Origin of the sequence: Vibrio sp. R-1 (assembly GCF_035615595.1) — a bacterium.
GTDB classification, from domain to species: Bacteria; Pseudomonadota; Gammaproteobacteria; order Enterobacterales; family Vibrionaceae; genus Vibrio; species Vibrio cholerae.
The window spans coordinates 1-496 of record NZ_WPDC01000304.1 but is presented as its reverse complement, the minus strand read 5'-3'; the positions used below and the strand labels follow the sequence as shown (position 1 = coordinate 496).

Annotated in this window: 1 rRNA gene; it reads left to right on the top strand. The window is 52.4% G+C overall.

What is annotated here, in order from left to right:
- Nucleotides 1-496 (top strand): 23S ribosomal RNA (locus GOU96_RS18245); the annotation flags it as partial.

Here is a 496-nt window from a genome sequence, read left to right as displayed (position 1 = left end):
GCAATACACCGAAGCTGCGGCAATATCTTTTAGATATTGGGTAGGGGAGCGTTCTGTAAGCCGTTGAAGGTGGATCGTAAGGTTTGCTGGAGGTATCAGAAGTGCGAATGCTGACATGAGTAACGACAAAGGGGGTGAAAAACCTCCTCGCCGGAAGACCAAGGGTTCCTGTCCAACGTTAATCGGGGCAGGGTGAGTCGACCCCTAAGGTGAGGCCGAAAGGCGTAATCGATGGGAAACGGGTTAATATTCCCGTACTTCTGACTATTGCGATGGGGGGACGGAGAAGGCTAGGTGGGCCAGGCGACGGTTGTCCTGGTTCAAGTGCGTAGGCTTGAGAGTTAGGTAAATCCGGCTCTCTTTAAGGCTGAGACACGACGTCGAGCTGCTACGGCAGTGAAGTCATTGATGCCATGCTTCCAGGAAAAGCCTCTAAGCTTCAGATAGTCAGGAATCGTACCCCAAACCGACACAGGTGGTCGGGTAGAGAATACCA